Origin of the sequence: Paenibacillus anseongensis (genome assembly GCF_009757995.1) — a bacterium.
GTDB lineage: Bacteria > Bacillota > Bacilli > Paenibacillales > NBRC-103111 > Paenibacillus_E > Paenibacillus_E chondroitinus.
Genome location: NZ_WSEM01000004.1, coordinates 268,017 through 291,287, shown reverse-complemented (window position 1 = coordinate 291,287; position 23,271 = coordinate 268,017). Strand labels below are relative to the sequence as shown.

Below are 23,271 nucleotides of genomic sequence, written 5' to 3'. Positions count from 1 at the left end.
GCTGGTGGGTGGAATTGAATGGGTTGCTTAAGCCGCAACCGAAGGACGCGCCGCCTTGCGAGGCTTAAACACGGCTAGCGCGGCCAAGATCAGGCCAGCAGCAGCCATGCCGGCAAGCACATACAGGCTTTGGCTCAGCACCCCTTTGCCATCGAAATACATGATGCTGCGAAGGCCCACAGCTGCATAGCGGAAAGGCGTCCATGAGTACAGCCAATCGGCCGCTACTTGCGGTAGCAACTCCTGCGGCATGCCGATAACCGGCATCGAGAAGAAAAAGATGAGCACGAGCAGCAGCATCGACGGCAGTCCGATCCAGTTGAGCAGCGCCGTCTGCACGAGGAGGAATGCCACTGCCATGAGCCAGAGGTATAGCCAGGTAGCCCCCGGCTGTGCAATCGCCATGCCATACCAGGCATGCGCCATCCACAGCAAGAACGCCGATGCAACTGTAACGAGCAGCACGCCAGCTGTGAGCTGAGAGGCAACCGTGCCAGCTAGGCTGCGTCTATTTTGGCCATGCTGCCGAGCGGTGACGAACAGGAAGGCGGATGCCACCATGCAGGCCAACCACATGATTTGCACAAGCAGGTTCGGCGCGTTGCCATTTGCATTATTCGAGCCTGCGGGATGTACAACTTGCTCCGTCAATTGGAACGGATGCAAAAGTGCGTTTGCCGCAGATACAGGCATTTGCTGTGTATGCTGTCCGACTTGGCTAAGCAATTGCCCAGCCAGCTGCGAGCTTATCGTATTCGTTACCTGCTGCAGAATCATTCGGACAGCCGAGACGGCCTGCGCGTTAGTCCCTTCGTTCAGCACGATACGGACAGTCGCCGGCTTCGGAGAAGGTGACTGCAGCGAAGCGACACCCGAGCTTATGTCTGCGGGGAGCACCAATGCGCCGTACACCTTCTGCTCGTCAAGCTGGGTCGCAAGCTCCGCTTCCGAGCTGACCTCCACCCATTTGACCGGAAGTTCTGCGATGCCCTTCAGCTTCTCTTTCACCATCTCTCCAACCGCTAACGCGTTGCCATCAGGCAGTGTAGCAGGTTGATCGAGGATGACGAGCGCCACAGGCAAATCTTGCGGTTTTGCACTTAGCACAGAACCCATTAGAGCAAGCCCGAAGACCAGGATGACGACGAAAACGACAACGAAACCTATACGGGCAGTCTTCATTTTGAAAAAAGACATGGGAATAACCTCCTAATTAATAATCAACAGACTGTTGAATAATGACCACATTGTTGATTATAATCAGGTTTAATAAACGATCAATGCGCAATGTTTCAAGGAACTGTCGTGTAATGAACACCATCGGAAAACACTGTTGATTATCGCTATAAAATCATTGTTTCGGGGGCGTTCGGACATGTTGGAAAAGATAGACAGAAGGAAAACGAAGACGAAACAAGCGCTTCGCGACGCCTTAGTGGCGCTTATTAAGGAAAAAGGGCTCGAGACCATCACCGTCAGCGATCTGACACGCAAAGCGAATATTAACCGTGGTACGTTTTATTTGCACTACAGAGACGTACTGGATTTGCGTGAACACATCAAAGCTGAATTCCATGAAGGGCTGCTGCGCATCGTCGCACAGTTGGAGCCAAGGGATATGTTTAACCAAGCTTTAGAGGGTAAAGTGTACGACGGGCTTATTCGTCTCTATGAGTATTTCGACTCGCAGGCGGATTTCTTCGAGGTCATGCTCGGCCAGAATGGGGATTTGTCCTTCTCCATTTTGATGAAGGAAACGATTCACTCCCATATGTACCGCAAGCTGATTGAATCTCAGCCCCACAACATTTTGCTTGTGCCAGCCGACATCCTGATCGGCTACGTGTCTTCCGCCCACTTCGGCTTCATCCTGGAATGGATCCGAAACGGCCGGCAGCAAACCCCGGCTGAGCTAGCAAAATATATGTGTAATATCATGTACCATGGCCCGCTGCGAGCACTAGGTTTCCTCCCACCAACAACGAAATAACCGCAAATAAAAAAATAAAGCGTATTACTTCGGCAAAATTGACGAAATAACACGCTTTAGTTTCTTTAATTAACACTTTTGCGATTAACGAACAAAACCAACCCAAAGGAGATCACAATAATCGCCCCTGCCCAGCACCACGCGAGGGTCTGGTTCCCCGACTCCACTGCGATATAAATCGCTGTCGGCAGCGTCTGCGTCTTGTGCGGGATGTTGCCCGCAATCATGAGCGTTGCACCGAACTCCCCCAACCCCCGGGCAAAACCAAGGATGTATGCGGCCGTTATCGAGCGCCACGCAAGTGGCAGCGTGATATAACGCAGCACCTGCCACTCCTTGGCTCCCGATGATCTTCCTGCATCCTCCACGTCTCTGCTAACAGAGGCAAAGCCTGTTTTCATCGTTTGATACACAAGGGGAAAAGCGACCACAATCGAAGCGATGACGGCAGCACCCCATGTAAAAATAATCGACTGATTAAATAACATCTCCATCCCTGCACCGATCCAGCTCTTTTTGCCGAGAACCACCAGCAAGATAAAACCAACAACGGTCGGCGGCAGCACCAGAGGCAGCAGAATCGCCGTTTCGACGAAGGACTTCCCGCGGAAGCTTCGCCGCGACATTCCCCAGGCCGCCAAGCCGCCAAGGATAAGAACGAATACACTGGATACCGCCGCTACTTTCAGCGAAAGCAGGATGGGATCAAAGAAGTCACGCCAAGCGATTTGTTCCATCATTTTGGAATCGTGAAACCGTATTTCACAAAGACATCCTGTGCTTCTTTGGTTTGAAGGTAAGCATAGAAATCCGCAGCTTCTTTGCTATGTTTGGTTGCTTTGACAATACCAGCCGGGTATTCGATCGGCGTGTAAGTTTTGGAGTCTACGCTTAGAGCAACTTTCACTTTTTGTGAAGTCAGCGCATCGGTTTTGTAGACGAAACCAGCTTCAGCATTTCCTGATTCTACATAAGTCAGTACCTGACGAACGTCTTTCCCCTGAACGATTTTGGCTTGCAGCCCATCCCAAAGCTTTGTTTGTGTCAGCGCTTCTTTGGCATAGCTTCCTGCCGGAACGGTTTGCGGTTCGCCAATCGCAACGTGTTTAACTCCTTCAGATGTCAGATCCTCCACTTTCTGAACCGCTACTTTGCCATCTGCCGGCACAACGAGCACCAATTCGTTGATCAGCAGGTTCTTTTGCTGTGCGGCGTCAATCAACTGTTTGTCAACGAGTGCTTTCATATTTTTGGTCGCTGCCGATAAAAATACGTCGGCTGGAGCTCCCTGCTCAATTTGCTGTTGAAGCGCTCCAGAAGCGCCAAAGTTATAGTTCAGCTTAATTTGTTTATTTTTAACTTCATAGCTGGTTTGAATTTCTTTCAAGGCATCCGTTAAGCTGGCAGCAGCAGAAATGGTCAATTCCACTTTCTCCGCCGGCGTTGAAGCTGTTGCGGCCGGTGCTGGCGACGGTGTAGCTTGCGTCGTTTGCGCCGTCGCTGCTGGAGCAGTCGACACTGGCTCTTTCGTACTAGCGCACCCTGTAAATACCATTGAAGCAATAACTAGAAGCAATAAAACATAACCAAATAGTCCTTTTTTAAACAAAATAACCCCTCCATCATCATTATTGTATCTATTTAAATATAAATAGCATGGTTTAGTTTCATTCTATTATATAATCATTCTTTTTTCTAGAAGGGATTAAGATTGTCTTACACCATAGATCCGCTTATGATAGAGGATAACGAATAACGAGAGCGCACGGAGGGTGACCATGACAGCCGAAATATCCTATACCACGGAAGAGATCGCGAAGCTTTTAAAAATCTCCAAACTAACGGTCTATGATCTTATTAAAAAAGGGGATTTACCCGCCTATCGGGTAGGTAAACAAATGCGTGTAGACGCCTCAGACTTGGAGGCTTATAAAACGCGCGCCAAAGGTGATATGCTAGCTGCACCCAGAGCGGACACTGCGGAGTCAGCGCCGCCAACTACATCGCCAGGCACTTCATCCGGCTTGTCATCCGTCCCCAAAAACACGCTTGTCATCACCGGACAAGATGTCAGCTTGGACATTTTAGCCAAACATATCGAGAAAAAGATCCCTGACAGATGGCCTCTGCGATCTTATGTCGGAAGCTTGGACAGCTTAATCGCCATGTACAGAGGGGAAACCGACATCGTTAGCACGCACCTCTTGGATGGTGACACAGGTGAATACAACATTCCTTATGTACGCAAAATACTGATCGGCTCCTCTTACGTTGTCATCAATCTTGTCTCAAGATCGGCAGGTCTCTACGTCCAGCAAGGAAACCCCAAAAAGATTCAGGGCTGGGCTGATCTCAAGCAGAAAGGCCTTCGGCTGATTAATCGCGAAAAGGGTTCCGGCGCCCGCGTATTACTCGATGAGCAGCTCCGTCTGCATGGCATTTCCTATCGGGACATTATCGGCTATGAACGTGAGGAATCGAATCATATGGGCGTCGCAGGCAAAGTGGCTCTTGGGGAAGGAGATTTCGGCGTAGGGATCGAAAAAGCGGCTTCTATGGTCGGTGGCGTCGACTTCATTCCGCTCATTCAAGAGCGCGTTGATCTTGTTATGCTGAAGAAACCAGAGAACCTGGCATGGATCGAACGGGTAAAAGAAGTGCTGCAATCCGAGGTTTTCCATAACGAACTACGCCCTATCCAAGGATATAATCTCTCCCAGACAGGGCGCGTTCTCTTTGAAACTTAATAGACATCTTTCGCATATCGTTTGGTACGCGACATTTCTTTCACATAACTCTCCGTTTCACTTGCACTCATGCCGCTATGCTGCTGAATAATTTGTTTCAGTGTGGCATCCACCTCTTTGGCCATTGAACTGGCGTCTCCGCAAATATAGAAGTGAGCGCCAGCCTTCAGCCATGCCCACAGCTCAGCCCCATGCTCCAGCATGCGGTGCTGAACATAAATCTTTTCCTCTTGGTCACGGGAAAAAGCGGTATCCAGACGGTGCAGCTTTCCCTCTTGCAGCATGGCTTCCAGCTCCTCTTTGAAGTAGAAATCACATGCTGCACGCTGTTCCCCGAAAATGAGCCAGTTCTTTCCTTTGGCCCCGGTCGCCTTACGCTCTTGAAGAAAGCCCCGGAAAGGCCCAATTCCGGTCCCCGGTCCGATCATGATCATGCCAGCGTCCGGATTGGCCGGCGGTCTGAAGTGAGCAGTCTTTTGAATAAAGAGTCCCACCTCGCCCTCGCCCTGGAGGCGATCCGCCAGGAATCCGGAACAAACGCCGGTCCGCGGTTTGCCCTCGATCTCATAACGAACGGTCGATACGGTAATGTGGACTTCATCAGCTTTCGCTTTGGGACTGGAGGAAATGGAATACAAGCGAGGCTGCAGCGGATTTAACACTTGTAGAAGTTCCTCTGCAGAGATAGCTTTACTCATCGGATAAGCTTGCAGCACATCAACCAATTGGCGGCCCCAAAGCCACTTTTTCAGCTCCGCTTTATTTTGCATTAAGTTACCCAGCATTTCGCTATGGACACGTTCCTGGATGAACTCCATAATCGCCGGAGTGACCCTGGCAAGTTCGAAGTGACGGCGAAGCGCCTCGGTGACGGTCATTTGACCTTTGTCTTTTACCGTCACCTGTGTCGATGGATCCACCTTAACGGCTTCCAATATGTCAGAGACCATCTGCGGATCATTGGTTGGCCATACGCCAAGCGCATCCCCGGCCTCGTAAGACACCCCACTGCCCGCGAGATCGAAAACATAGTGACGGGTTTCTTTTTCCGAACCTTCTCCGTTCAAAAGCCTGCTCTTTACCACTCGTGTAGTTAAAGGATGATTGCGGTCATAGGTCACTTGGGTTTCGGTTGTAACCGTAGCAGTAGGTTCACTTAGTTTCGTCACAACGGCTTTCATCCATGCTGCGGCTTGTTCCTCGTAATCCGTATCACAGTCGACCCTCCCGTTAAGGCGTTTAGCCCCCAACTGCTCCAAACGCGCATCCAAATTGCGCCCAAAGCCGCAAAACAGATCATAGTTGGAATCCCCGAATGCCAGGACGGAGTAATTCAGCTCAGGCAAACGCGTCATTGCTTCTCCTTTTAGCGCGTTCCAGAAGTTCTCCCCATTATCCGGCGGATCTCCGGCACCGAACGTGCTAACCAAGAAGAAAACGTAACGTTCCGCGCTTAAATCGGCCAATGCATAGGCGTTCATATTCATCAGACGCACGTTGTAGCCCGCTTCTTGCAATTTCTGCGCGCATTGGATAGCTGCCCCTTCTGCGTTCCCTGTTTGGGAGGCCCACAGTATCGTCACCGATTCTTTATCAGACTGCGTTGTTTCTGCTGCTTTCACTTCTGGCTGGGTCTCCGGCGTTATCACAGGCAGCGCTATGGTTTCTGGAAGGTAGGTGCGAGAGAACATACCAGCCAGCATACCGTCCAGCCAATACCGTTTGGATGCCTCCAAAGGCGCTGTAGGAGGCAGAACAGGAATACCTGGCACCTGACGCGAATCTTCCGCTCGGAGACTTGTCAAAAATCCGGAAAGATACATCTTCTCATGATTATCTAGCGCCATTGGCGGTGAGGATTGAATGCCCAACATCGTTGCAAGTGTATCGATAGGTGCCATCGTAGCCATCTTCACTTCCTCCTTCTGTTTAGCTAGTGAAACCGCACAATACTTGAGTTCCGGTTGAAAAGAGATGCCGTCAACCGCATCACTTGTCACCTCGTTAATGGCCAGCTTCTCTCCGAACACATCATTCCAATGAAAAGGAGCGAAGCAGTTCCCCGGCCTCACGCGATCGGTTATGACCGCAGGCAGAATGGCAAGTCCGCGACGCGAACGAATTTCTATTTTGTCCTGCTCCTTGACGCCAAGCGACTCGGCATCCTCCGGGTGAATTTCGAGAAAAGGACCGGGGTTCAGCTTATTCAGCGTCGGTATTTTCCCCGTCTTCGTCATGGTATGCCATTGATGCTGCAACCGGCCCGTATTCAACACGAAGCTGTAATCGGAGTCCGGCATCTCCGCCGGCGGCAAATAGGGCCGGGCCAAAAATATCCCTTTTCCACTTTCCGTTGCAAACACGATGCGCGGACGTGTTCCATCCGCAAGTTCCTTCAAATGCTGGCTGACTCCGTCATTCAAATAACGAATCGGATTGCGATCATTCCGGCTGTCCGGCGCTACCGGCCATTGCACCGGTGTTTCGCGCAGCCGTTCATAGGAGGCTCCCCGGATGTCGTAGCCGGTCTTAGGGTTCCATGCCCGCTGAATCTCCTGATACACTTCCGCCGAGGACGTGTAAGTGAAACCAGCGGAATACCCCATCTCGCAGGCAACCTTGGCGATGATTTGCCAATCCGCCATCGCATCGCCGGGCGGCTCGACTGCTTTCTCCATCAGCGTCAAATTCCGCTCGGAGTTGATCATGACGCCTTCGGCCTCCGCCCATAAGGCGCCGGGAAGCAGGATATCCGCATACGCATTCGTCTCTGTCTCATAGAAGGCATCCTGCGTGATAACGAGCTCTGCGGCCTCAAGGCCTGCAATCACATTCTTGCGATTAGGCACCGTCGCGACCGGATTGGTACAAATAATCCAGCAGGCTTTGATATCTCCGGCCTGCATGCTTTCGAACATCGACACCGTGTCTGTGCCTACTTCGGTCTTCAATGTTCCCCGTGAGACGTCCCACATGTCTTCGATAAAATCCCTGTCTGCCGGCGCCAACACGGATCGCTGCCCTGGCAAGCCAGGACCCATGTACCCCATCTCCCGGCCACCCATGGCGTTGGGTTGGCCCGTAAGGGAGAACGGCCCGCTTCCTGGTCGGCAGATGGCGCCTGTTGCCAGGTGCAGGTTGCAGATGGCATTGGTATGCCAAGTTCCGTGCGTGCTCTGGTTCAGCCCCATCGTCCAGCACGTCATCCATTCCGGCGACTCACCAATCCATAATGCCGCTTGACGGATGTCGGCTTCGGGGATGCCGGTTAGTTCAGAAACTTTATCCGGCGTGTAGTCTTCCAGGAATGCCGGCATACTCTCCCATCCGGACGTGAACTCCGCTATAAAAGCCGGATCCGTATGGCCATTCTTAACAAGCAAATGCAGCAGGCCATTCAAAAGCGCAAGATCAGTTCCAGGTTTAATTTGCATATAAAGCCCTGCTTTGTCTGCTGTCGCGTTACGGCGGGGGTCCACCACAATCAGCTTGGCTCCCGCTTTCACCCGATCCATCATTCGCAGGAAGAGAATGGGATGGCAATCCGCCATATTGGCGCCAATGACGAAAAACAAATCCGTGCGGTCCATGTCCTGATACGATCCCGGCGGACCATCCGCCCCAAGCGACAGCTTGTAGCCACTGCCTGCGCTAGCCATACATAAGCGGGAGTTGGATTCAATGTTATTGGTTCGGATAAAGCCTTTCGCCAGCTTGTTAACCAGATATTGCGCCTCCAGCGACATTTGGCCCGACACATAAAAAGACATGGCATTCGGGCCGTACTTGTCAACAATAGAACGCAGCCGCTTCGCCGTCTCCTTGATGGCATCCGCCATCCCGGTTTTGACAGGCTCTTTCTTACGCGCTAAACGTTTATATGCGTATTCCATCCGCCCAGACTCTGCGATCGCTTGCGCACAGGTATTGCCCTTGGTGCACAGACGGCCGAAATTAGTCGGATGCTCTTTATCACCCGTCACTTTGAGCACACGGTTGCCAGACACCTCAAGCACAATTCCGCAGCCAACACCGCAATAGGGACAGACGCTTTTCACTTTGTTTGTTGTCATGTTGGTTCACCAGCGCTAACGTGCAGGATGCACGTAATTAATTTTTGTATACATGTAAGAAAAGTGACATCATCACAAACCAATTAACCTTACTTATTACAAAATATATATCGTGTTGCGATAAAAATCAAGTAGTTGTGTTAATTTAAATAACATTAAAATACCTAATTTTCAGACGTTAATTTAATATATTTGATTTAATGTTAATTTATATAACATCAATCCTCTTCAGGGAATTCCAAAAGCCCGATATTCTTCAATTCATTCATATGAATCTCCGAAAGGTCCTCCAACAGGCGCATGCCGGACTCCGACAAACGGATAAATATGCTCCGCCCGTCATCCGGATTAGGCACACGATACACCAATTGAAGCTGTTCACAGCGGTTAATCAATTCCACACAGGCGTGCGGAGTAACTTGCAAGCGCTCGGCAAGCTCCTTTGGCGTTGCATAATCCCGCCCTGGAAACCCCATGATCGCCAGCATCAGCTGATGATTCTGCGGAGTGAGCCCATGGGCTCTCGCCGCTGACTCACTGAAATGAATAAACTTTCGGATCTGATATCGAAATAAAGCCAGCTGCTCATAAACCGCTTTGGGTAATCGTTCTTTGGACATATCTGCACCTCGAAAATAAGATACATCATTTTAACACACTACTTCGATTTAAAGGTACGGTTTGGCACCCTTTATCAATTCTTTGATTTAAGCATTGACAAATGATAGAGGAACTATGAAAATGTTGAAGAAATCCGAGTCGGGAGGAACACATGATTTATTTAGCGGTCTTTATTTTTTTACTTACCATTACTTTCGTCATCTGGCAGCCACGGGGACTTAATATCGGCTACTCCGCTTCGGCAGGCGCCTTATTGGCATTGATTTTTCAAGTTGTTTCTCTGCAGGACGTCGCTACAGTGACAGGGATCGTTTGGAATGCTACCTTGGCATTTGTAGGCATTATTCTGATCTCCCTCATCCTCGATAACATAGGTTTCTTCGAGTGGGCAGCCCTGCATATGGCGCGTATGGCCAAGGGCAATGGCAAGCGCATGTTCATCTACGTCATCCTGCTGGGAGCCGCAGTTTCGGCCTTTTTCGCCAATGACGGTGCTGCGCTCATCTTGACACCTATTGTGCTCGCCATGGTTCGGGCTTTAAAATTCCCGGATAAAATGATTCTGCCCTTCATCATGGCCAGCGGGTTTATCGCGGATACAACTTCCATCCCGTTTGTTGTCAGCAATTTGGTGAATATTGTTTCGGCCGATTTTTTCAATATTGATTTTACGACCTATGCCAGCCGGATGTTCGTCACCAGCCTTTTTTCATTAGGAGCAAGCCTGCTGGTGCTGTATCTATATTTCAGAAAAGATATCCCTGCTGATTATGACGAGACTCATCTCAAACAGCCATCTGCCGCCATTCGAGATCCTCGGCTTTTCCGACTGTCTTGGGTCATTCTGGGTGTCTTGTTAGCGGCATATTTGGCCAGCGGATTCGTTAAAATCCCAGTCTCCTTCATTGTAGGAATCGCTGCGCTCGTCTTTCTCCTGCTTGCCCGCAGCAGTAAGGCCATCCAAACGAAGCAGATCATCAAAGACGCCCCATGGGCTATCGTTATTTTTTCAATTGGCATGTATGTCGTCGTATATGGCTTAAAAAATGCCGGTTTAACCGATGCTTTAGGAGAATTAATTGAAGTTATTTCGGGGTATGGTTTGTTGGCCGCCTCTGTAGGCATGGGGTTTCTGTCTGCTATTCTCTCTTCAATTATGAACAATTTGCCAACCGTATTGATTGGCGCACTAGCGGTAAATGGCACGGGGACTGAAGGCGTGATTCGGGAAGCTCTCATTTATGCCAATGTGATCGGGTCGGATTTGGGGCCTAAAATGACACCGATCGGGTCGCTGGCGACACTGCTCTGGCTCCATGTTCTTTCGAAAAAAGGGGTAACGATCACGTGGGGGACTTATTTTAGAATCGGTATCGTGCTTACGATCCCTACGCTGCTCATCACTTTACTTGGTCTATATCTGTGGTTGAAGGTTATTACCTAGGGGCCGCATGACGTTTGTATTTCTGTCCACACTATAAGAATTAGCAGATTTGCTATTTCAATAGTCATATATAGAAGGTGGACTGGATGGGTATGGGTAAAAAGAAATGGCCTTTGTACGTGATGATCACTGTTTTTGTGGTGTACTGGGTGTTTATGGCGATTACACCAACGAATCGCATGCAGTGGCTGATGGAAAATATACTGCTTGTCTCTGTCATTCTTGTCCTTCTTTTCACTTATAAAAAATTTCGCCTCTCTCAATTGTCCTATTTGTTCATCTTTATCTTCTTGTGCTTTCATACCTATGGGGCGCATTATACCTATCAAGGCACCCCTTTCGACGTTTGGCTGAAGGGAGCCCTCCATACCCATCGCAGCTACTATGATCGGGTTGTGCATCTCCTGTTCGGGCTGCTTTGGGCATATCCGGTCCGCGAATGGCTGACCCGCGCCGGCGGAATGCGAGGCTTCTGGTCTTATGCGATGCCCGTGGCGGTCGTTTTCGGTTTCAGTGCCTTCTTCGAAATTATAGAAATGGGCGCTGCTTATGTAGCAGGTCAAGTTGGCCAGGAGTATGTCGGCATGCAAGGGGATGTCTTTGACTCGGAAAAAGATATGGGACTCGGTTTAATCGGAGCGCTTATTGCGATGATACTGCTGGGTTGGAAACGCAAGCATGGAGAAACAAAGCTCGCTCGTTGAAGCAGCCCCTAACCCCGGGGCGCCCATAACATGATGGAAACACCGATGACACAGACTACCGCTCCGGTCCAGTCGTAAAGGTCCGGTGTTTTTTTGTCGATAAGCCATCCCCATAACACGGCTAGTATGATAAACACTCCGCCATAAGCAGCGTACACTCGACCAAATGAGGGAAAGCTCTGCAGGGTTGGAATAATTCCGTATGCGATGAGGATGATACTTCCCACGATGCCGTACCACAAAGGCTTCGACTCTCGCAGCCATAGCCAAACCAGATAACCCCCGCCAATTTCCGCTAACCCTGCGACAACAAAAATCAATATGGATAACAACACAAGCTCATTCTCCTCACGGATAAAGATTCCGCCAAGTCACGCCTCGGCATTTGAAGCCATCATCTGAAATTTGCCATGTCTTGTCAAGGAATTCCCCTCAAAAAAACGAACAAGCCGCTCTATGAACCTAATCGTTCATAAGGCGGCTTATTCGTTTTCATAGGCAGCGTTCTAGGAGGTGCCCAATATCTTTTTCCCCCGCGGCTGCAGCCCATTAGGATCAGGCTCAAGCGTAACGCCGAAGGAGTCGATCTGAAAGTCCTTGCCTTTCACCGGAATGCTGTAAGTCAGCACCCCTGTGCCTTTCTCATCAACGCGGAGCGTTCCACAGTTGTACCGTTTTCCGTTCCGATTGAACCAAACTTGGTACGCCGTATCTCCCTTCGTCTCCTGGAGGCCTTGCAAATTAATGACTACGTTATGAACATCGCCGTTCTGAAGCACCCATGCCGTCCCTGAAGCTGTTGGCATTGTGCTTTCAACGGACTTTAATTGGAACGTATGCATGATTTCTGCCGGCTCACTTAAACCCGGATTCGCTGATAGGGCTGAATTCTTCGGTTGGCTGCTCCACCAAATACCTACTGCCAATCCTAAGATAATCGCAGCGGACAACCCATATATCCATTTGTATGACCGTTTTTTCTTACTTGTTATCGTCTTAAGCTTAGCCGGTGGCAGGATGGACTGCATGACCTCCTGCTTTAAGTCCGGCGGCAGCTCCACTTCTTCCATTTCAAAAGGCAAAGCCTGCCAAACTTCCTGCAGGTCTCTTAATTCTTCGCGGCAGCTGGCACAAGTTCGCAGATGCCGCTCGAAAGCCGCGCGTTCTAGCTCTGTGCAATCGCCGGTCAAATAGTTGACCAAATCATTGCAATCGACAGTTTCATGTTCTTTCATGACGTCATCCCTCCCTCAGTGATGTCAGATGCTTACGAAGTATTTTTAAACATTGATGCAGGCGGCTTTTAATCGTGCCCACCGGTTCGTTGGTTTGAGAGGCTATCTCGCTTAACGAATAACCTTGCCAATACATCATATCGATCAATTGAATCTGGCTCTCGGACAAATGCACGTAAGCCTCGTGAATTTGCTCCCCGATCCATTTGCGCGAGATCACGGATTCCGGATCCGGAGCGTCAGAAACAAGGGAATGTTCCCATTCTCTGGGTTCAAAACGGACCACTTGCTCAAGTCTTCGTTTCTTCCTTAAATAATCAATCGTTATATTCCTCGTAACGGTAATAATCCAATTCACAAATCCGCCTTTGCTTGCGTCATACCCCTTCTCCGTCGTCCAGAGCCGCGTAAAAACAAGCTGAACAATTTCTCTAGCCGCCTGTTCCTCCTTCAAGGACTTCAGCGCAAAGGAGTACACAAGCTTTGCATAACGATCGTAAAGCTCTTCCAATGCAGGATGGTGCTTACCCAAGACCAACTTCATGAGTTCGGCATCCGTTCGATTTCGCATATTCGGCACACTCCGAGTGGAAATAAAGTTAATACTACTACCTTATCTCCCCGCATGTTGTCTTGGCAATAGATTTATAGAAAAAGAAAACCCCGGCATCGCTGAGCTTGCCAGCATGCCGGAGCGTTCGAAAGCTGTCTTGTTTATCTCGCTTCTGTTTTCGCCGGATCGAGAACGAACCAGACTTTGCCTACATTTTGTCCCGTCGTTTCACCAGGGAGATGATCTTTCACCCAGTAGTAAAGTGGCCAGCCTTTATAAGTACTTTGCTTTTTACCGTCAGCTCGCGTCAGCACACCGAAATCACTTGCCGCAAGATCCGCGGAAACCGTTAGGTTCTCGTCGTAGAAGATCGGCCAATTTACCAAACAAGGACCTACGCAGGAGTTAGGATCAGCTTTATCTTTAGTAAACAAGTACAGAGCCATGCCGTTTTGATCGACTAAGTAGGTACCTAACGCATCGGATTTGCTTGTTTTCACAGAGGTATTCACAGCTTTTGTTCCACTGAACTTCGCAGGATCAATCACGTACCAAACATGGCCAACGTCCTGTCCCGTTGTGTCTCCCATTTTCTTGTCATCTACCCAGTAATACAGCGGGAATCCTTGATACGTCGATTGCAGACTGCCATCAGCACGGACCAAAGTTCCGAAATCCGCTGAGTTCACCCCAGTAGGCGCAGATATTGTACTTGAGTAGAAGACCGGCCATTTCTCCAAGCATTTGCCCGAGCAATTGCTAACGCCCTTCGTGTCTTTATCATAGTAATACAGCGCCATACCGCGAGCATCGGTCAGATAATTGCCAAGATCGGGTTTCGTGCCAATCGCGATTCCGCCATTGGAAGGCTTAATCACGAACCAAACCTTGCCTACATTATCGCCAACCGTGTCGCCCGCTTTCTGATCCTTCGCGAAGTAATACAGCGGCCACCCTTTGTAAGTAAGTTGATCCTTGCCGTCAGCACGCGTGAAAACTCCGAAGTCGGCCGCGCTGAATTCAGCGGGAACCGTAAAATTATTGGCATTAAAAATCGGCCAGTTCGCCAAACAAGCGTCTACGCAAGAATTAACATCCGCTACATCTTTAGTAAAATAGTATAAAGTCATCCCTTTGGCATCTGTTAAATAACTTCCTAACGTATCGCTCATCTTCAAGTCAAGCGCCGGAGTTTCGAGACTGCTTAGTTTACTCGCATTAATTTTGCCTTTGTCGCTTAGGTCTACCGCCAGTGTTTTGGATGACCCTTTGATTGGCGCTTTTAACGCCTCGATCGTAGCGGTCGCGATATGTAGGTTCTTGAATGATTTCACACCAGAAATCTTGGACAAACCATTTTTGGCTGCAAACGTAATGACATCATCGTACTGAAAATCAGTGCCTTGCCCGTAGCCAAGGGATTCCAGCAAAACTTTGTAATACTGCTGAGCAGTGATACCGGCCATAGGTTCGAAAGTATCGGACCCCGTTCCTTGCCAGCCCAGAGAGGGATTCGCTTTCAAGTAGCCAAGAATCGCTTGATTCGCTGTGGATACGCCGCTTGCATCCTTAAAGTTATCAGTCCCCTTATAAGCGAGCGCCTCGGATTCTTGGCCTTTCAACCTCAAAGACATAACCGCCGCTTGCAGTCTTGTCGTCGATTTATTCAAATATTCCGCGGTCAAGCCGCTGCCATCTCCTTGCAAAATGCCCAAGTCTCCCGCAATATCCGTTTCGGATTTCACGTTCAGCGGTTCCGCCGCCGCGGCCGATAAAGCCGTAGCGCCTGCTGCTAGACCTAATAAAACGAGGGAAGATACGATTACTTTTTTCACATTAACCATGCGCGATGACTCCTCCTTATTTTTGCTACTTAAGGTAACGAAGCTTAGGCAAGGGCGGTTTGCTTTTTTTTAAAAATAATTTAAAAACCCCCTTCACTGTCGTTAGACAATGAAAGGGGTATTCCAGCTGTGATTAGCGATTAGATAAATCTCACGCGATCTTCAAGCGGTTGAAACTCTTTGTCTCCAGGAACAAAAGTTGGTTTACCGAAAGGCATTTGAGCAATCAATTTCCACTCACTTGGAATATTCCATGTTTGAGCAACTTCATCGTTAATCAGCGGGTTGTAGTGCTGCAAGGATGCTCCAAGACCTTCTTGCTCAAGCGCCGTCCAAATAACGAGCTGCAGCATGCCGGAAGATTGGTTCGACCAAATCGGGAAGTTATCGGCATAAGCGGCGAATTGAGCTTGAAGACCTTCTACAACAGTTTGATCTTCAAAGAAAAGAACCGTACCGGAACCATTGCTGAAGCCATTAATTCTTTCTTCTGTTGGAGCGAAGCTTCCTGCAGGCACGATTTTTCTCAAAGTTTCTTTGGTGATGCTCCATAATTTATCGGATTGATCGCCGAACAAAACAACAACTCTTGCACTTTGTGAGTTAAAAGCGGAAGGCGTGTGTTTTACGGCCTCGTTTACAATCTCTTGAATGCGTTCATTAGAAATCACTGTGCCTTTGCTTAGTCCATAGTACGTACGTCTTTCTTTAACAGCCTTCAGGAAAGCATTGCTTTTCTCTACCGCATTGTTACTCATATAAAATCTCCTCCATCACATGTGATTTAGAATAATATATAAAATAAATTTAATAACAAAATAGCACAATCTTCTTATTTATATGTTACTTACTATTTGTTATTTACTTTTATTATTATGATTCATTCTTCGGATTTTGTCAACCACTTCGAATACGGAATCGCCCCGAAAGTTTGAGAACCCGTCCTGGAGGGAATAATCAGAACTAAACAATGTGCAGGAGGGATATACCCATGGCGGTCACAACCAAAGGAACACTGCTTGTAGAAGGTCATGAACTGACCATCACCAATCCTAATAAGCTTCTATGGCCTGAAGCAGGCATAACGAAAGGAGATTATCTCTCCAAATTATCCGAGCTGTCCCCCTACCTGCTGCGTTACTGCCGCAACCGGCACTTAACGACCATCCGCTTTCCCAACGGGTATGATCAAAAGTCCTTTTACCAAAAAAATGCCCCCGATCCGGTTCCTAGCTTCGTGAAGCTGGCTCCGCTCGATGGCATTCAGTACGTTAACCTGGACTCCTTATCCACACTTCTTTGGCTGGGCAACCTGGCTTGTTTGGAGTTCCATCCCTCTTTTCACCATATTGGGAGTACACTGCCGGCAGAGTGGGTAATTGATATCGACCCAACTTTGGAGGAAGAGCCACGTATTATGGAAGCCGCTCATGTCATCGGCGAGGTGTTGGACTCGCTGCATATTCAGTCCATTGCCAAAACATCCGGTGCCACAGGCGTCCAAATTTATATTCCGATTCAGCCTGGCTACACGTTCGAACAGCTGCGGAAAATCGGCTATTTTATCGCTTCGTATGTCGTCAAAATTTATCCGAATCTGTTTACGATCGAACGGTTTAAGAAAAACCGCGGGGATAAAATCTATATCGACTACCTTCAGCATTGGTACGGGAAAACACTCTCCGCCCCTTATACGCCGCGCGCCAAAAAAGACGCATCCGTCTCCACTCCCCTGTTATGGAAAGAGGTTGAACTGCGTCCCAGCCCTCGTGAATTCAATTTGCATACGGTCCTCGACCGGTTAAAAAAGTACGGAGACTTGATTGAAGGGGTCCCTCTCCAAAATCTGGACGCAATTTTAGCCCGACTCGGCTAGCTAGTAGTTCTGTGTAGAACTCCTTAAAACAAAGGTGACAGCAGTCGGGCAATCACTTCTTTCCCCTTCTCCAATCGCGATCTTTGCTCAAATTCAGCCAATTTCAACTCATCGCTATCTTTTAAATCCATCCAAAAGTCATCTTCCAGACGGTCAATCACGTCCTGATTAAACATCACCGCATTCAATTCAAAATTGCTGAAAAAGCTGCGCATATCCACATTGGCGGTTCCTACGGTTGCCATCATATGATCGATGATCATGACCTTGGCATGCATGAATCCTTTCCGATAGAGGTAGAACTGAACCCCGGCCTGCATTAGCTCTAATAAATAGGAGCGGGAGGCATATTGAACAATACGGGAATCAGCTTTATAAGGAAGGATGATGCGGACATCCACACCGCTGAGTACGGCCGTTTTAAGCGCCATCGTTATACTTGCATCTGGAATAAAGTAGGGTGTCGTCATATACACCCGCTTCTTGGCCGCGACAATTCCTGCAAAAAACATCTCCTGTATCGCATCCCAATAAGCGTCCGGGCCGCTCGAAATCACTTGAACCAAGGACGTCTCCGATTCATGATGCTCTGGATACATGGAATCATCAGCCAAACGTTCCCCGCTTACGAACAACCAATCCGTCATAAAGGTCGTCTGCAAGTAATACACCGAGTCCCCATGCAGCATCAGATGCGTATCGCGCCAAAAGCCGAGCTTGGGATCCCCTCCCAGATACTCGTCTCCGATGTTAATACCCCCGACAAAACCAACCAATCCGTCAATGACAATGATTTTGCGATGATTACGGTAATTCATTCGTTTATCGAAAAATGCAATAAGTGGTCTCAAAAAGGGATAAACCTCAATCCCCGCCTGTTTAAATCTATTTATATAAGCTGACGAAAGTGAGTAGGAGCCGATTCCGTCATAAATGACGCGGACCTTCACCCCCTGCAGCGCTTTGCGAATGAGCGCTTCTTGAAATCTGTTACCTATGGCATCATGCCGAATCGTATAAAATTCAAAATGAATATGCTTCTCGGCCCTCTCGATGGCTTCGAGCATCGCCTCATACGTGATATCCGCATTGGTCAGCACTTTCACTCGGTTGTTCGGGGAAATGGCCGAGCCCGGAATGTTGTGAAGCAACCCGCATAGCCGCGAGTCCTCGAAGAGCTGATAGTGCTGCTCCTCAATTCTCTCCTGGTTATGGCTTCCCATGCCCAGCCATTGGTACCTGGGTTCAGAGCTTCTACGGCGCCCTTTGCGGCGAACCGTTTTGCGCTGGGTGTATTCCTTCGCCAAGAAATAGTACATGAGAAAGCCGATGATCGGGAGAATAAATAATACGAACAGCCAAGCCACCGTCTTGGCGGGTCTTTTGTACTCACCAATCAAAATCGTAGCTGTCTGAAAAATGAAAAGAAGCAGTACACCAACCACCCAAATCACGAGCTTCACCCCCTCTTCCTGGCGCGAAAAACTTCCTTCTAATTCTTGTCACGTTAGCTTTTGCCAAGGGCTTTCCCACTATACTTATTCACCTTCAAGTCAGGGACACAATAAAATTTTCCAACTTTCGTAATAAAATCCTTCATTTCGCAGAGAATAATAAACGCATTCCTATGATCATTCTGGCGGGAGGTGCCATTCGCATGGTCAAAACATCCAATCCATTGATGAAAAGCATCCTGCGCAAGCGCACATCAAACAAGCAGGAGGATTCCAGTGGCGAGCAAAAAGGTCTACATGATTCGCTGGACTATCAATTCATTGAAGAGTTGAAGAAAACACCGCTCTCATTGCTATTGGATGATAATCACGCCTTCATTAAAGCCATTTTCCAGGACTGCTCCGATGTCGTCGTTCGCCAATTTGACATTGAGCCGAACATTCCCGCACTGCTGTTATTCGTAGACGGGCTCACGAATACCGAACTGCTGAATGACACGATGAAATCGCTCATGCTGATTGGCGGCGGCGAGACGTCCGTCCAGCGCATCGCAGACGCCATTCTCCCCGTCTCCCAAACACAGATCTCCGATAATTACGGAGACCTGCTCGTTTCCGTGCTGGGCGGTGACGCCGCCCTGCTCGTTGAAGGAAACGCGAAGGCGATCCTGCTCGGCATCCGCGGAACAGAAAAGCGCTCCGTTGCAGAACCGGAGACGGAGACCGTCGTGCGCGGACCGAAAGAGGGGTTCGTGGAGAGCATTCGCACGAACACCTCGATGATCCGCCGCAAGCTGAAGACGCCCAGGCTGAAGATGAAATCCATGTGCGTCGGCAAAGAGAGCAACACCAATCTCGTCATCTGTTACATGGATGACTTGGCGATGCCCTCCCTTGTCGAGGAGGTGGTCAAACGTCTGGAGCTCATCAAGATCGATGCGATTCTGGAATCCGGCATGATTGAAGAGCTGATCCAAGACAATGCGTACTCCCCCTTCCCGCAGATGCAGTATACGGAGCGGCCTGATGTTGTGGCCGGGGCCTTGGTGCAGGGACGGGTGGCCATTCTCACGGACGGCACGCCGTTTGCGCTCATCGTGCCTTTTGTTTTCATCCAAACGATGCAAACGGCTGAGGATTACTATGAGCGATTCCAAATCGGCTCTCTCTTAAGGCTGCTTCGTTATGTTTTCGTTTTTTTATCGCTGACGACACCCGCTTTGTATGTCGCAATAACGACGTTCCATCAAGAACTACTACCAACGACCTTGATGCTAAGCGTCGCGGCATCCAGAGAAGCGATTCCATTTCCCGCGGCCGTAGAGGCTTTCATCATGGAGATCACGTTCGAGGCGCTGCGCGAAGCCGGTATCCGACTTCCCAAAGCAGTTGGCTCTGCGGTTTCCATCTTGGGGGCGCTGGTCGTCGGACAAGCAGCCGTGCAAGCCGGGATTGTTTCTGCGCCAATGGTTATCGTTGTTTCCATTACCGGGATTGCCTCTTTCACAATCCCGCGCTTTAACGGCGCCATCGCCATTCGCATGCTGCGTTTCCCCATCCTTTTGGCAGGAGCGGTCTTTGGCTTCTATGGCATCTTCTTTTCGTTGATGATTTTAATTGGACATATGGCGAATCTCCGCTCTTTTGGCGTGCCTTACTTGTCGCCTATCGGACCTTTATCTTCCGGCGATATGAAGGATGTATTCGTTCGCGCCCCTTGGTGGGAGCTCAATAAACGTCCGGAATTCATGCCCGTTCAAGATGCCCACCGCATGGATGACAAACTCAGCCAACAGATCATGCAGGACGGAGGCCTAGACGGAAGCTCGATCCAGCATAAGCATCACTCCAGTGAGGAGGGCAATCAGAATGGTTCATCCTAGACGGCTATGCCAGCTCTTATCGCTCCCCCTCCTGCTTGTCTGCCTGACAGGCTGCTGGGATCGAACGGAAACCAACGACATCGCGTTTGTTCTCACGTCTGCCGTCGACTTGGAGGATGACGGCAAATTTCGTGTATCCTACATGCTGCCTCTCCCCGGTTCCATGGGAGGTGCAAGCGGCGGAGGCGGAGGCACCGCCGGCGGCAAGAGCTACTACATCGACTCCGATGTAGGCGCTACGTTTCACGAAGCCAACACAAAACTCCAGATGCGCATGTCGCGCCGTTTGTTTCTCTCCCATCGGAGGACGATCATCATTGGAGAGAAGCTGGCCAGGAAAGGCATCGGTGTCATCTTCGACACCGTTCCACGCTCACCGGAAAGCCGGATGACATCCTTCCTGGTCATATCCAAAGGCAAGGGCTATGACCTGCTGAACACCGAGCCGAAATTCGAACGATTCCCGGCTGAAGTCATTCGGGAGCTGACGAAATCCAGGCAGTCCTTGGGCACTTCCACCAAGGATATTGGCATTACGTTGAGCTTCAACAGCGATCCAATCCTGACTTATTTGGAACCAAAGCAATCGCAAGCTTCCAAGGAACCATCCCATGAAATTCAAATGATTGGGTACGGACAATTTAAAGGCGACCGCTTGGTTGGCATTTACAAGGACCACGAAGCAGAAGGGCTCATGTGGCTGAGGAACCATGTGAAGGAATATCTCGTTTCCTTCCCGCCAGAGGAGGGAAACGCCAACAAGATTTCCATTACCGTGACGAAAGGGCAAACGCAAATCAAACCTAGTCTTCAACAAGACAAGGTCATCTTTGATATCCTCATCGACGCCAGCGCCTCAGTGAAAGAAGATCTATCGAATCTGGATCTGAACAAGGCCAAAGTGATGCGGAAAGTTGAGAAGCAGCTTGCGGAACAAATTGTCAAGTCCATTCAAGCGACGGTTAAGCAAATGCAAAAAGAAGGAACGGACTCTGCCCATCTTGGTTTGACTGTTTGGCGAAGCCATCCGTATGAGTGGAACAATGGCATAGAGGCAAAATGGGGGGCTTATTTCAAGGATGCAGAGTTCCGCATTCACGTCAATGCTTCCATTGAAGAAACCGGCCTGATTAACAAAAATGTTATCAAAGAGGGGATGTAACCTATTGGATCGCATATTCATGATATGTTTTCTGATTACGATGGCAGGTTCGCTTCTCATCGATCGCAGGATGCTAAGGCAAGAGAAAGGCTCCATCAAGGTGACCTATGGTTTTTTTACTTTTCTCACCCTAGGCCTCTTCTTCAGCAAGTACTTGCATTGGAAAGTCCCTATGCCTTCACGTTTCTTTATTCATACCGTTTCTCCTTGGTTTGCAAGATTACTGGGCATCTGAGGGATAAGCATTAAGGGAAAAGGGTGGTATTCACCATGGATCGAAAACAAGTGATCAATCAGCGGCAACTCTCCTGGTTAGCTTCTTCTGTCATCACAAGCGGAGGGATTCTCACCTTGCAGAATGTGCTGATCCGTATCTCACAGATGGATGCTTGGTACAGCTATTTGCCTTCTGTGTTCTATGTTTTTGGCGTGGCCAGCTTCTTTGGCTACATCACAAAACATTATCCGCAAAAACATATCTTCGAAATTACGCAAGAATTGCTGGGCCGTGTTGGCGGTACCCTCGTTAATCTGATTATGCTGTTTCATTTCTGGCAAATTGTGATGCGCGACATCTCTTCCGTATCCAGGTTTAGTACAACGCTGCTGCTTCACAATACACCGCTTGAAATACTAACGCTGCTGCCTTGCCTGCTGCTGATTTATTTCGGCAAAAGCAGCGTGGAAGTGATCGCCCGGGTGAATGATTTATTCTACCCTCTCTTTGTCGTTACAGTTCTAAGCATGCCGCTCTTGCTGTCGAATGAGTTATATTTGCAGCTTGTTACTCCTGCCATGACCATGCCGATTCAGCATGTTGCCGCAAGCTCTGTACTCACGATCGGCAGTGCAGGAGATATCTTCATTCTCGGGGCTTTTCTCCATATGATGAGCAATTCCAACCAAGTCAGGTCTTCCATCCGACATGGCTCCCTGCTTGGCATTTTCCTGCTCACCATGGCGGTTTTCCTGATCTTGGTTGTTCTTGGACCCAAGATGCCCGGTAATTTCTTGTACCCCATCTACAATTTGGTTCAAACGATTCATGTCACGGACTTTCTCGATCGTGTTGATCTCATCATCTTGATGATCTGGTATCCAACGGTGGCTTGTAAAATGATTACGATCTATATGGCGCTTCTGCTAGGTATCTCTGCCATCCTGGATAAGCGCAACTACCCGACGATTAATAAACCTGTCGCACTGTGCATTGTGATGACCACGTTGTTGTCCTTTAAAAACACAACGGATCTATTAGCGTTCTCTAACTACAGTGCTCCAGTTTTCGCGCTAGCTTATCAGCCTCTGTTAATCGTCATTATGGTTATCGCCAGCGCCCGGAAGAAGCGCAAATTGGGCCAGCCAGCCGAAATGAAAGACAGCTCGCCAAGCAGTCAGAATTCCGGCGTGCAAGCATCCCAGAAAATCGGAAAGCTCAGCCAGCGGGTCTCCTACAAACACTGGCTTTGGGGAGGCAATGCCTTGATGATTCTTGCGGCTCTATGCTTGATGGTAGGACTTATGTTCAGTAAATACCATTCGGGCATCGGAAGTATCTGCGCCATTATTTTCGCCATCTGCATGCTGCTGACCTCGTTGACGACTTATATGGAGGTGAGTCAACTGAAACAATTGGAAGCCGGCAAATGAAAGCGGGTATAAAAAAAGCACCCGATTCACAGGTG

General features: G+C 49.1%; 20 protein-coding genes. 9 read left to right on the top strand and 11 right to left on the bottom strand.

The features are described from left to right. Positions 1–27: 27 nt before the first annotated feature. The gene (locus GON05_RS03205; RefSeq protein ID WP_157317784.1) at positions 28–1,197 is read right to left on the bottom strand and encodes a YhgE/Pip domain-containing protein; all 1,170 of its coding nucleotides are present in this window, start codon (positions 1,195–1,197) and stop codon (positions 28–30) included. Positions 1,198–1,375: 178 nt separating this feature from the next. Here GON05_RS03205 and GON05_RS03200 point away from each other — a divergent pair, with 178 nt between their 5' ends. Continuing rightward, positions 1,376–1,990, top strand: coding sequence for a TetR/AcrR family transcriptional regulator (locus GON05_RS03200; RefSeq protein WP_157317783.1), 615 nt, complete (start codon positions 1,376–1,378; stop codon positions 1,988–1,990). Between the two features lie 65 nt (positions 1,991–2,055). On the opposite strand, the gene modB is transcribed toward GON05_RS03200, so the two are convergent. Together modB and modA are read right to left on the bottom strand one after the other, a co-directional pair. Continuing rightward, positions 2,056–2,727 (bottom strand): molybdate ABC transporter permease subunit, encoded by a 672-nt coding sequence (gene modB / locus GON05_RS03195; protein ID WP_157318050.1) that lies wholly within the window; start codon positions 2,725–2,727, stop codon positions 2,056–2,058. After that, on the bottom strand, positions 2,727–3,599 hold the full coding sequence (modA, locus tag GON05_RS03190; RefSeq protein WP_397370942.1) for a molybdate ABC transporter substrate-binding protein: 873 nt from the start codon (positions 3,597–3,599) through the stop codon (positions 2,727–2,729). Before modA ends, modB begins: the two co-directional genes overlap by 1 nt. A gap of 169 nt (positions 3,600–3,768) precedes the next feature. On the opposite strand from modA, the gene GON05_RS03185 reads away from it, so the two are divergent. After that, positions 3,769–4,737: a helix-turn-helix transcriptional regulator gene (locus GON05_RS03185; RefSeq protein WP_157317782.1), complete on the top strand. Its 969-nt coding sequence runs from the start codon at positions 3,769–3,771 to the stop codon at positions 4,735–4,737. On the opposite strand, the gene GON05_RS03180 is transcribed toward GON05_RS03185, so the two are convergent. After that, positions 4,734–8,810, bottom strand: coding sequence for a sulfite reductase subunit alpha (locus GON05_RS03180; RefSeq protein ID WP_157317781.1), 4,077 nt, complete (start codon positions 8,808–8,810; stop codon positions 4,734–4,736). The genes GON05_RS03185 and GON05_RS03180 overlap by 4 nt on opposite strands. 218 nt (positions 8,811–9,028) lie before the next feature. Then, positions 9,029–9,430 carry a MarR family winged helix-turn-helix transcriptional regulator gene (locus GON05_RS03175; RefSeq protein ID WP_127453562.1) on the bottom strand — a complete coding sequence of 134 codons (402 nt, stop codon included), beginning with the start codon at positions 9,428–9,430 and terminating at the stop codon, positions 9,029–9,031. A gap of 152 nt (positions 9,431–9,582) precedes the next feature. Between GON05_RS03175 and GON05_RS03170 the strand changes: the two genes are divergently transcribed. Together GON05_RS03170 and GON05_RS03165 are read left to right on the top strand one after the other, a co-directional pair. Continuing rightward, positions 9,583–10,875, top strand: coding sequence for an arsenic transporter (locus GON05_RS03170; RefSeq protein WP_157317780.1), 1,293 nt, complete (start codon positions 9,583–9,585; stop codon positions 10,873–10,875). Positions 10,876–10,967: 92 nt separating this feature from the next. Next, positions 10,968–11,579, top strand: coding sequence for a DUF2238 domain-containing protein (locus tag GON05_RS03165; RefSeq protein WP_157317779.1), 612 nt, complete (start codon positions 10,968–10,970; stop codon positions 11,577–11,579). An 8-nt stretch (positions 11,580–11,587) separates the two neighbouring features. Here the strand turns inward: GON05_RS03165 and GON05_RS03160 are convergent, their stop codons facing one another. From GON05_RS03160 to GON05_RS03140, 5 genes are all read right to left on the bottom strand, one after another. Continuing rightward, entirely contained in the window at positions 11,588–11,914 is a 327-nt protein-coding gene (locus GON05_RS03160) for a YnfA family protein (RefSeq protein WP_181646625.1), read from the bottom strand. 171 nt (positions 11,915–12,085) lie between these two features. After that, positions 12,086–12,814 carry an anti-sigma factor gene (locus GON05_RS03155; RefSeq protein ID WP_157318047.1) on the bottom strand — a complete coding sequence of 243 codons (729 nt, stop codon included), beginning with the start codon at positions 12,812–12,814 and terminating at the stop codon, positions 12,086–12,088. Between the two features lie 4 nt (positions 12,815–12,818). Beyond that, a complete protein-coding gene (locus GON05_RS03150) occupies positions 12,819–13,385 on the bottom strand; it encodes a sigma-70 family RNA polymerase sigma factor (RefSeq protein ID WP_127453570.1) in 567 nt (188 codons plus the stop codon). 143 nt (positions 13,386–13,528) lie between these two features. Beyond that, complete coding sequence (locus GON05_RS03145; protein WP_157317778.1) at positions 13,529–15,211, bottom strand: hypothetical protein; 1,683 nt, start codon at positions 15,209–15,211, stop codon at positions 13,529–13,531. Positions 15,212–15,351: 140 nt separating this feature from the next. Continuing rightward, entirely contained in the window at positions 15,352–15,969 is a 618-nt protein-coding gene (locus tag GON05_RS03140) for a nitroreductase family protein (protein WP_127453574.1), read from the bottom strand. A 233-nt stretch (positions 15,970–16,202) separates the two neighbouring features. On the opposite strand from GON05_RS03140, the gene ligD reads away from it, so the two are divergent. Next, positions 16,203–17,087, top strand: coding sequence for a non-homologous end-joining DNA ligase (gene ligD / locus GON05_RS03135; protein WP_157317777.1), 885 nt, complete (start codon positions 16,203–16,205; stop codon positions 17,085–17,087). A gap of 23 nt (positions 17,088–17,110) precedes the next feature. Here the strand turns inward: ligD and cls are convergent, their stop codons facing one another. Beyond that, on the bottom strand, positions 17,111–18,541 hold the full coding sequence (cls, locus tag GON05_RS03130; RefSeq protein WP_181646624.1) for a cardiolipin synthase: 1,431 nt from the start codon (positions 18,539–18,541) through the stop codon (positions 17,111–17,113). Between the two features lie 203 nt (positions 18,542–18,744). Between cls and GON05_RS03125 the strand changes: the two genes are divergently transcribed. The 4 genes from GON05_RS03125 to GON05_RS03110 are packed head-to-tail and all read left to right on the top strand — an operon-like array spanning position 18,745 to position 23,236. Then, a complete protein-coding gene (locus GON05_RS03125; RefSeq protein ID WP_246238780.1) occupies positions 18,745–20,424 on the top strand; it encodes a spore germination protein in 1,680 nt (559 codons plus the stop codon). Further along, on the top strand, positions 20,411–21,586 hold the full coding sequence (locus GON05_RS03120; protein WP_157317776.1) for a Ger(x)C family spore germination protein: 1,176 nt from the start codon (positions 20,411–20,413) through the stop codon (positions 21,584–21,586). Before GON05_RS03125 ends, GON05_RS03120 begins: the two co-directional genes overlap by 14 nt. A 4-nt stretch (positions 21,587–21,590) precedes the next feature. Then, the gene (locus GON05_RS03115; protein WP_157317775.1) at positions 21,591–21,821 is read left to right on the top strand and encodes a hypothetical protein; all 231 of its coding nucleotides are present in this window, start codon (positions 21,591–21,593) and stop codon (positions 21,819–21,821) included. Positions 21,822–21,856: 35 nt separating this feature from the next. Further along, positions 21,857–23,236, top strand: coding sequence for a GerAB/ArcD/ProY family transporter (locus GON05_RS03110; protein ID WP_157317774.1), 1,380 nt, complete (start codon positions 21,857–21,859; stop codon positions 23,234–23,236). Positions 23,237–23,271: the final 35 nt, after the last annotated feature.

Coding starts and splice junctions, on each gene's coding strand:
- GON05_RS03205 (WP_157317784.1), bottom strand. CDS start 1,197: ATGTCTTTTTTCAAAATGAAGACTGCCCGTATAGGTTTCGTTGTCGTT.
- GON05_RS03200 (WP_157317783.1), top strand. CDS start 1,376: ATGTTGGAAAAGATAGACAGAAGGAAAACGAAGACGAAACAAGCGCTT.
- modB (WP_157318050.1), bottom strand. CDS start 2,727: ATGGAACAAATCGCTTGGCGTGACTTCTTTGATCCCATCCTGCTTTCG.
- GON05_RS03185 (WP_157317782.1), top strand. CDS start 3,769: ATGACAGCCGAAATATCCTATACCACGGAAGAGATCGCGAAGCTTTTA.
- GON05_RS03180 (WP_157317781.1), bottom strand. CDS start 8,810: ATGACAACAAACAAAGTGAAAAGCGTCTGTCCCTATTGCGGTGTTGGC.
- GON05_RS03175 (WP_127453562.1), bottom strand. CDS start 9,430: ATGTCCAAAGAACGATTACCCAAAGCGGTTTATGAGCAGCTGGCTTTA.
- GON05_RS03170 (WP_157317780.1), top strand. CDS start 9,583: ATGATTTATTTAGCGGTCTTTATTTTTTTACTTACCATTACTTTCGTC.
- GON05_RS03165 (WP_157317779.1), top strand. CDS start 10,968: ATGGGTAAAAAGAAATGGCCTTTGTACGTGATGATCACTGTTTTTGTG.
- GON05_RS03155 (WP_157318047.1), bottom strand. CDS start 12,814: ATGAAAGAACATGAAACTGTCGATTGCAATGATTTGGTCAACTATTTG.
- GON05_RS03150 (WP_127453570.1), bottom strand. CDS start 13,385: ATGCGAAATCGAACGGATGCCGAACTCATGAAGTTGGTCTTGGGTAAG.
- GON05_RS03145 (WP_157317778.1), bottom strand. CDS start 15,211: ATGGTTAATGTGAAAAAAGTAATCGTATCTTCCCTCGTTTTATTAGGT.
- GON05_RS03140 (WP_127453574.1), bottom strand. CDS start 15,969: ATGAGTAACAATGCGGTAGAGAAAAGCAATGCTTTCCTGAAGGCTGTT.
- ligD (WP_157317777.1), top strand. CDS start 16,203: ATGGCGGTCACAACCAAAGGAACACTGCTTGTAGAAGGTCATGAACTG.
- GON05_RS03125 (WP_246238780.1), top strand. CDS start 18,745: ATGGTCAAAACATCCAATCCATTGATGAAAAGCATCCTGCGCAAGCGC.
- GON05_RS03120 (WP_157317776.1), top strand. CDS start 20,411: ATGGTTCATCCTAGACGGCTATGCCAGCTCTTATCGCTCCCCCTCCTG.
- GON05_RS03110 (WP_157317774.1), top strand. CDS start 21,857: ATGGATCGAAAACAAGTGATCAATCAGCGGCAACTCTCCTGGTTAGCT.